The organism is Planctomycetota bacterium (genome assembly GCA_039182125.1).
In the GTDB taxonomy this organism is placed as follows: Bacteria; Planctomycetota; Phycisphaerae; order Tepidisphaerales; family Tepidisphaeraceae; genus JBCDCH01.
In genome coordinates this window covers 1-8,439 of record JBCDCH010000112.1, presented here as the reverse complement: position 1 = coordinate 8,439, position 8,439 = coordinate 1, and the positions used below count along the sequence as shown (strand labels likewise).

At 64.5% G+C, this 8,439-nt stretch carries 8 protein-coding genes; 6 read left to right on the top strand and 2 right to left on the bottom strand.

The features are described 5' to 3' along the window. The 5 genes from AAGD32_17935 to AAGD32_17915 form a co-directional block, all read left to right on the top strand. The coding region (locus AAGD32_17935; protein MEM8876129.1) for a hypothetical protein at positions 1–657 on the top strand (657 nt) is incomplete at its 5' end. Between the two features lie 23 nt (positions 658–680). Next, the gene (locus AAGD32_17930; GenBank protein ID MEM8876128.1) at positions 681–1,391 is read left to right on the top strand and encodes an HAD-IIB family hydrolase; all 711 of its coding nucleotides are present in this window, start codon (positions 681–683) and stop codon (positions 1,389–1,391) included. Positions 1,392–1,488: 97 nt separating this feature from the next. Continuing rightward, complete coding sequence (locus AAGD32_17925; protein ID MEM8876127.1) at positions 1,489–2,835, top strand: glycosyltransferase; 1,347 nt, start codon at positions 1,489–1,491, stop codon at positions 2,833–2,835. A gap of 120 nt (positions 2,836–2,955) precedes the next feature. Beyond that, entirely contained in the window at positions 2,956–4,095 is a 1,140-nt protein-coding gene (locus tag AAGD32_17920) for a hypothetical protein (protein MEM8876126.1), read from the top strand. Beyond that, complete coding sequence (locus tag AAGD32_17915; GenBank protein MEM8876125.1) at positions 4,016–4,240, top strand: hypothetical protein; 225 nt, start codon at positions 4,016–4,018, stop codon at positions 4,238–4,240. Before AAGD32_17920 ends, AAGD32_17915 begins: the two co-directional genes overlap by 80 nt. Before the next feature lie 99 nt (positions 4,241–4,339). On the opposite strand, the gene AAGD32_17910 is transcribed toward AAGD32_17915, so the two are convergent. Both AAGD32_17910 and AAGD32_17905 read right to left on the bottom strand, forming a co-directional pair. Continuing rightward, complete coding sequence (locus tag AAGD32_17910; GenBank protein ID MEM8876124.1) at positions 4,340–4,477, bottom strand: hypothetical protein; 138 nt, start codon at positions 4,475–4,477, stop codon at positions 4,340–4,342. Between the two features lie 25 nt (positions 4,478–4,502). After that, a complete protein-coding gene (locus tag AAGD32_17905; protein MEM8876123.1) occupies positions 4,503–5,366 on the bottom strand; it encodes a hypothetical protein in 864 nt (287 codons plus the stop codon). 305 nt (positions 5,367–5,671) lie between these two features. On the opposite strand from AAGD32_17905, the gene AAGD32_17900 reads away from it, so the two are divergent. Beyond that, the gene (locus AAGD32_17900) at positions 5,672–8,362 is read left to right on the top strand and encodes a phosphoribosylformylglycinamidine synthase subunit PurS (GenBank protein ID MEM8876122.1); all 2,691 of its coding nucleotides are present in this window, start codon (positions 5,672–5,674) and stop codon (positions 8,360–8,362) included. The last annotated feature ends 77 nt before the right edge of the window (positions 8,363–8,439 follow it).

Here is an 8,439-nt window from a genome sequence, read left to right as displayed (position 1 = left end):
GTCGGCGAACGCCTGCGTGAGCTCGAAACCGTCGGTGCGACCTACCTGCCGTTCAACACCCAGAAGGCGACCGAAGCCCTCGACCAGGCACAGGCGCTGATCAATCAGGCGATCAACGAGCAAAAGCCGGCGTTCTTCGGCGAGCACGGCGGGATCAACCAACAACTCGGTTTCGCCGAGACGCGCATCAACCTGATCGCCGCGATCGAGCCGGGCCGCGAGGCCGCGTACCAGCAGCGCTACGACAACCTCGTCGCCCAGGCCAGCGAAGGCGAGAAGATGCTCCGCGAGACGATCATCGCCAACAACCGCGGCCCCGACGATCGCTACCGCGGCGCCGACCGTGACGCACTGATCGCCAAGGTCCGCGAGGCCTACCTCGCCGAGTACCCCAATGACACCATCCTCGCCATCCGCATGCCCGTCGAGAACTGGGAACGCATCACCAAGTGGGAGTGGTTCAACGGCGCGTTTCACAAGGTCGACTACTCCAAGCTCCAAGCGAGCGTGATCGTCCAGACCAGCGACACCGAGGCGACTTACTACCCGGTCAACCTCCGCATCAACCACCTCAAGAACAACCAACTCAACGCATCGCCCTGGAGCAAGGAAGGCGCTCCGGTGCGCTGGACGATGCTGTTGAAGAATGTGAAGTGAGATCGCTCGCCTAGGGTTGAGGCATGCCCGCGCTTTTCTCTGACGTCGATGGCACGCTGCTTGGGGACGATGAACTTCTGACCGAACTCCGCGACGCGTTGGAGCCGAGCGATGTGACGCTGGTGCTCAACTCGTCGCGGCCGGTGCCGTCGTTGCTCGAGTCTCTGGCGAACGTCCCACACCTGCCGCGGCCGAAGTTCATCATCGGCGCGATGGGCACCCAGATCGCACACGCCGACGACAAGCTCATCGACGACTTCAACGAAGTCTTCGGCAGTTGGTCACGCGACCCGTTCGACGCCCTCGCCGACGAGCTCGGCCTGGCCCGGCACGACGAGAAGTATCAGACCCCGCTCAAGGCCAGCTTCGACATCTCCGACGGCCAGAGCTTCGACGACATCCGCCGACTCGTCGAGCAACGCGGCCTCGACGCCAAGCTCGTTCACTCCGGCGGTGACGACATCGACTTCCTCCCGCCCGGTGCGGGCAAGCTGACGGCGATAGGGTTCCTGTGCGTCCGCCTAGCACTTGATCCCCGCCGCGGCGAGGTCGCGGTCGCCGGCGACAGCGGCAACGACATCGACATGTTCGACGCCCCGCTGCGCGGCATTGTCGTTGCCAACGCCGAGGACGCGCTCAAGACCGCCGCCCCCGCCGGTGAGTTCGTCTATCACGCCCAGCGCCGCATGGCCGGCGGCGTGCTCGACGGGCTGCGGCATTTCGGACTTCTCTGAACCGACAAGTTTGCCGCTGCGACCGCCTGCCCGTTGTGCTACCCTTGTGGCAAGTCGGAAATCGTCCGTTTTCAAGCCAAAACACACGCAAATCACCATGCCATCGGAGCAGCACGAGCGTCGCGACAACGAAGAACGCCGAAGCCAACAGGACCGGCGTGGGCAGTTCACCCTCTGCAAGAACGGCCGCATCGCGATGGTCTCGACCCACGGCTACGTCTCGGCCGAGCCGCAGTTCGGCAAGCCCGATACCGGCGGCCAGGTCGTCTACGTTCTCGAAGTCGCCAAAGCCATGCGCGACCTCGGCTGCCAGGTCGACGTCATCACCCGACAGTTCGAGGGCCAGCCCGAAGTCGACGACATGGGCGAGAACCTCCGCGTGCTGCGCATCCCCTTCGGCGGCGACGAGTTCATCGTCAAGGAAAACTTCCACGACATCCTCCCCGAGTTCATCGACAACTTCCTCAAGAAGATCGACGAGGAGAGCTTGTCTTACGCGCTGATGAGCAGCCACTACTGGGACGCCGGCGTCGGGGCCCAGGCGGTCGCGGAGAAGCTCGGCATCCCGCACGTGCATACGCCCCACTCGCTGGGCAAGTGGAAGAAGGAGCTGATGTCGCGCGACATGCCCGATGCCGACACGAGCGTGTACCGCTTCGCCGAGCGGATCGAAGCCGAGTCGAAGATGTACGCCGCGGCCGACTTTCTCATCGCGACCACCGCGCCGCAGTCGGACCGCATGATCGACTGGTACGACCTGCCCGAAGAGAAGACCACGGTCCTGCCGGCCGGGCTCGATGATGCCCGCTTCTACCCGATGCCGATGGAGCACGTCGAAGCGATCCGTGAGAAGCACGACATCCGCGCCCACGACATTCTCACGCTCGGCCGGATGGCGCGAAACAAGGGCAACGACCTGCTCATCGAAGCGTTCCCGATGGTGCTGGAGACCGTGCGTGACGCGCGGCTGCTCATGTACGTCGGAGCCGAGACCGAGCAGGACGAGAAACAGATCAACGCGCTGAAGCAACTGGCCGCGCGGCTCGGCGTTCACGAGCGCGTTGAGTGGCGTGGTTACGCCTCCGACGAGGACCTGGCCGATATCTACCGCGCCCCCGGCGTCTTCGCGATGCCGTCGCGCTACGAGCCCTTCGGCATGACCGCCGTCGAGGCCATGGCCTGCGGCACACCGACGGTCATCACCGCCCACGGCGGGCTCATGGAACAGGTCAAGTTCGGCACCCACGCCCTCTTCGCCGACCCCAAGATCCCTGGCGAGTTCGCCACCCAACTCTCGATGCCCCTGCGCTACAGCGAAGTCGCCGACCGCCTCCGCGAGCTCGGCCCCAAGTGGGCCCGCAAAGAGTTCGCCTGGAGCGGCATCGCCGAGAAGATGCTCACCAAGTTCGAGCAACGCTTCGCCAAGCAGCCCGCCAGCACGTAACTACTTTGCCGCTGCAGCGCAGTCGCCTGCTGATGCGACGCCGGAAGCTCCCGCTGGTCGCCGCCCAACGGGGACGTGAAACATTGCGTCGTCGGTGTCGTCTGCCAGATGATGGGACAGATGCAAGAAGTACTCGAACCGCGCCGGATGCTGGCGGCGACGGCATACGTCAACGACGCCGGCACGCTCATCATCGCCGGCGACGAAACTGACAACGTCATCCACGTCGACGCAACCGGCACCGACGTGGTCGTCACCCTCGACGGTGTCCAACAAACATTCGACCCAGCCACAATCAAACGCACCAGTATCGGAGGCTTGAGCGGCAACGACAACATCGACATCGACGGCCGGATTGACAGTTATGTCGAAGGCAATGCCGGCGATGACGTAATCCGCACCGGCGGAGCCGACGCGGTTGTGGTGGGTGGCGCTGGCAGCGACCGCTTGTCCCTCGAGAACAGCCCCGAAGCGGTTCATCTGATGGCACGCGGCGGGACTCTTTTTGAGAGCGAAGCCATTGTACGAGCGGCCAGCTACGAACTTACGATTATCGATCGTTTCAACCGCATCAACCTCACGCGGTTCGACGACGAGGCCGTACTCGGCATCACCGACATCCTCTCAGGCGACACATTCGCCGATGAACTTTTCCTCGGAGCCGGTAACGATTCGGTGAGAGGCCAAGGCAGCGAGGTAAATGGCGCGATCGATATGATCGTCCACGGCGGAGCGGGCCGGGATATCGCGACGGTCGAGGCGAGTCTGCAGTTCCGATTCCTCGGCGGTGAGGACGACGACGCCGTGGCTTTCAACGTGCCAACCGATGCCGACTCGCCCTACGCGCCGGACGGCGGGGCGGGCATCGACCTGCTGTCGCTGGCCAACATCCCCAACAGCCCCGGCGTCAGCGGAGGCACCGGCGCAATCGTCCGCCTGCCCGATTCGGGATCGTTCGAGCGGTTCTTTATCAACGCCCTGAACTCCAACGGCCTTTGGGCCCGAGTTATCGTCGGCACCGATCAGGGCGAGGAGATTGAAGTTGCTAGTGGGCAAGCCAACCCCGCCGAATCGCTCATCATCGAGGCCGGCGGCGGTGACGACACGATCATCGCCAGCGCGACCAATGACCTCACTATCCACGGCGAAGCCGGTGACGACGTGATCTTCGGTTCGAGCGGTGACGATCGGCTCTTCGGCGGCAAGGGCAACGACGTTCTCTTCGGCGAGGAGCGGACGCGATCGGCTCTACGGCGGTGACGGCGACGACCTGCTATATGCCCGTGGCGGTAGTGTCGACACGCTCAGCGGTGGGGCCGGGCGAGACATCGCCACGCGGAACACCGACGACGACGACACCATCGGCGACCGGGTCCTCGCCGACGACATCGAAACCCTCATCTAGGCATCGAACCGCGTTGCGGGGCAACGCAGTTGGGCGCAACTGAAACGCCCCGGCGATTGAAATCACCGGGGCGTTTGCGTTAATCAAGATCGGGTTCGCTCACCCGGCCAGCGGGTAGGCGCCGAAGATGTCGTTGGCCCGGAGGAAGAGGTACGCGACGGCGATGACGGCGGCGACGACGCCGGCGAGGCTCAGGACGGTGAAAACGTCAGGACCGGAGGAGGTGTTACGTGCCATGGGTGGTGAGCTCCTGAGGTAAGGCTTAGAACTGGGTGAGCACGTTGTCGCCGGCCGAGACGCTGGAGATCTGCGGGCCGTCGAGGATGCCGATGGACTGGGCGGGCTCGACCTTGTAGATCGTGATCACGCCGAGGAAGTCGCCGGTGGCCGAGTCGACGACGTTGAACTTCATGTTTTGTGCGACACGGTCTTCGCTGCCAACGGAGATCTCGGCGTAGGTCTTACCACCGATGAGCTTGACGTTCTTGATGATGCCGTTGATCGCGGGGGCGGCGCCGGTGACGGCAGTGCGGCCTTCGGCAACCTCGGTCGGATCAATGCCCTGATCTTCAAGGGCCTTGGTCATGCGGCCGGTCGATTGGCGAAGTTGAGCGATCTGCTCTTGCAGATTACGGACCTCACGCTCGAGCTGTTGACGCTCGGCGGCAAGGTCGGTGTTGAACTCTTCGAGCTCGGCGCGGCGGGTCGAGAGATCGGCGAGCTGCTGACGCGTGTTGGCCAGCGAACCCTGCAAGACTTCCTGGGCCGTTTGCGAACCCTGCACCGCCGCGATCAGCGCCTGCTGGTTGGCCGTGAGCGTGGTCATCTCACGGTCCTTGGTGGCGATGGTCTGGTTCAGTTGCGAAACCTGCGACTCCATACCGGTCAGTTCGGCAGAAAGACGCTGAACCTCAGTGCGGAGCGTATCGGCGCGGTCTTCGGCGGCTTCGACATCGGCGGCGGCCTTGGCCTGGGAACTGGCCAGCGAGGCTTGCAGCGTCGATGCCTGTGCCTTGGCGGCCGACAGCTGGGTGTCGTAGTTGTCCAGCGTGGCGACCGTGGACACGGTGGCAGCGGACAGGATCAGGCTCAGGATGACGAGCAGTCCGACGAAAATCTTGGTCAACGTACTCAACGTGGCTCCTCGTTCGGGGCGGGTGTGATATCGGCAGTTAGGCCGTCCGGCGGGGCGATTTCACCATCGAGAGGGCATCCCTTCGACGGCTTCTTCGACGACGGCAGGAGGCTAGCGTAAGTGGCCTCAACGGGGTGTCAAGCGTTGGGACAAGGCGCTACAGGGTTGAGCCGCGACGCGGCGGCGCGAGCATGGATATCGGTGGCACCGCGCCCGACGCCGCGGCGACCCCGTCCGCCGCCATTGGTTTTGTCCGGCCCGATTCCCTGTCCGGCCCTAGGGGCTACGCTGCTGCCATGATCCACCGTATTGAGGTGCTGGGCGCGGGTGATCCGTTGGTGGCGGACTTCGCCGAGGCGTTGTGCGTTTCCGTGTCGCCACGACGGGTTTACTTGCTAGAAACCGACCAATCGGCCCAGACAGTCCACGACATCGCCGCCCCGCTGCTGCACTCGCCAGTGACCGAGACAATCGTCAACAACGGCGAGCTGGATCACCGCCCACGAGTCGAGGTGCATCTCAAGCCCGGCGTCATGGACCCCGTCGCCGCGTCCACGTTGGCAGCACTGAAAGACGCGGGTCTGGCGTTATCAGACGTTCGGACCGGCCGCGCGTACCTGTTGGAAAGTGCCGACGACATCCACCGCGACAAACTTGAATCCGCCGCCCGGACCACCCTCGCCAACGGCGTCATCGAAAACGTGTTCTTCGAGCCGTACCACCCCAAAGCCTTCCCCCACGGCAGTAAGTACACCCTCGACCTGCGCCACATTGAGCTGCTTGACCTCGACGACGACGCACTCAAGAAGCTCAGCCGTGACGGACACTTGTTCCTCTCCCTTGAGGAAATGCAGACGGTCCAAGCCCACTACCGCACGCTCGGCCGGGAGCCGACGGATGTGGAGCTGGAGACACTCGCCCAGACCTGGAGCGAGCACTGCGTCCACAAGACGCTCAAAAGCAAGGTCGGCGTCCGCGATGCCGACGGCAACGAGCTGCGCCGCTACGGCAACCTCATCAAGGAAACGATCTTCGACGCGACCCAGCAGATCATCGCCAAGCGTGACGACGGTGAGAATGGGGGCTGGTGCCTGAGCGTCTTCGTCGACAACGCCGGTATCGTCGGCTTCGATGACACCGACGCCGTCTGCTTCAAGGTCGAAACCCACAACCACCCGAGCGCCCTCGAGCCCTACGGCGGCGCGGCCACCGGCATCGGCGGGGTCATCCGGGACGTGTTAGGCACCGGACTCGCCGCAAAGCCGGTCGCCAACACCGACGTGTTCTGTGTCGCCCACCCCGACACGACCGACGTCCCCGATGGTGTCATCCACCCGAAGCGATCGCTGACACGGATTGTCGCCGGCGTCCGGGACTACGGGAACCGCATGGGCATCCCCACGGTCAACGGCGCGGTCTACTTCGATGAGAACTACATCGGCAACCCGCTGGTCTTCTGCGGCTGCGTCGGCGTGCTGCCGCGCGACAAAACCCACGGCGACGCGAAGCCCGGCGACCGCATCGTCGTGCTCGGCGGACGCACCGGACGCGACGGCATTCACGGGGCAACGTTCTCCTCGGCCGAGCTGACCACCGGCCACGCCGACGAGTTCGGCCACGCCGTCCAGATCGGCAACGCCATCACTGAGAAGAAAGTCGCGGACGTCGTGCTCCAAGCGCGTGACGCCAACCTGTTCACCGCCATCACCGACTGCGGCGCCGGCGGCCTCTCTAGCGCCGTTGGCGAGATGGGCGAGAAGGTCGGTGCGGAAGTCGACCTCGACTTGGTCCCGCTCAAGTACGACGGCCTGCGCTACGACGAAATCTGGATCAGCGAAGCCCAGGAACGCATGGTCCTCGCCGTCCCCGCCGACAAGCTCGACGCCCTGCTCGAACTAGCGCAGGCCGAGGACGTCGACTGCACAGCCATCGGCACGTACGGGGGCGAGGAACTCGTCCTCCGCTACGAAGGTACCGAGGTCGCGCGGATGTCCATGCATTTCCTCCACGACGGCGTACCCATGACCGAACGCATCGCGGAGGTGACGACGCCGACAAGCAACACGTCACCGATCCCCGCCGATCTGCTTCAAGCCCTTGCCCACCCGAACGTCGCCTCCAAGCACTGGATCATTCGGCAATATGACCACGAGGTGCAGGGCGGCAGCGTGGTCAAACCGCTGGTCGGCCCGTTGCACATCGGGCCGAGCGACGCGGCGGTGGTTCGGCCCAAGCTCGGGTCCAATCGCGCCGTCGCCCTCTCCGTCGGCCTCGCGCCGCACGTCGCCGATCCGTACGACATGGTCATCGCCTCCATCGATGAAGCGATCCGCAACAACCTCTGCGTCGGCGGCGACCTTGCACACCTCGCACTGCTCGACAACTTCTCCTGGCCGTCGTGCGACGACCCGCGGACGATGGGCACACTCGTCCGCGCTTGCGAAGCGTGCCGGGATTACGCACTGGCCGCGGGGACGCCGTTCATCTCCGGCAAGGACTCGCTGCACAACCAGTTCACCGACCCCGCCACCGGCAAGGTCATCCGCATCCCGAACACGATGCTCATCAGCGCCTTGAGCATTGTGCCCGACATCGCCGACTGCCGCACGATGGACCTCAAGCGCGCCGGCAACGGACTTTACCTGTTCCACCCCGCCGACACTCAACTCGAAACCCTCGCAAAACACCACGCTGCAGCGCAGCTGCTGATCCGCGACGCCGCCAGCGCCCACGACGTCTCCGACGGCGGCACGCTCGTCACCGTCGCCGAGATGTGCATCGCCAGCGGCCTCGGCATCGAACTCACCGACCTCCCCGTCGAACCGTTTGAAGAATACCTCGGCGGCTACGTCCTCGAGTCAGGAGAAGACCTCGAAGGCGCCACCCGCATCGGCACTGTCGTCGAACACCCCACGCTGACCCTCGGTAAGGAAAGTTGGACCATCGCCGATCTCACCAAAGCCTGGCGCGGCACGCTCGACTGGTAAGCGATCAACCCGCCCGACACCCGTAGCCGGGTTGCCACACAACCGGAGGCCGTGGCGCGACTTGCCTCCGGTTGCGT

Excerpts from the sequence above, each read along its gene's own strand:
- AAGD32_17910 (MEM8876124.1), bottom strand. The coding sequence starts at position 4,477 with ATGGCACGTAACACCTCCTCCGGTCCTGACGTTTTCACCGTCCTGAGC.
- AAGD32_17920 (MEM8876126.1), top strand. The coding sequence starts at position 2,956 with ATGCAAGAAGTACTCGAACCGCGCCGGATGCTGGCGGCGACGGCATAC.
- AAGD32_17930 (MEM8876128.1), top strand. The coding sequence starts at position 681 with ATGCCCGCGCTTTTCTCTGACGTCGATGGCACGCTGCTTGGGGACGAT.
- AAGD32_17925 (MEM8876127.1), top strand. The coding sequence starts at position 1,489 with ATGCCATCGGAGCAGCACGAGCGTCGCGACAACGAAGAACGCCGAAGC.
- AAGD32_17900 (MEM8876122.1), top strand. The coding sequence starts at position 5,672 with ATGATCCACCGTATTGAGGTGCTGGGCGCGGGTGATCCGTTGGTGGCG.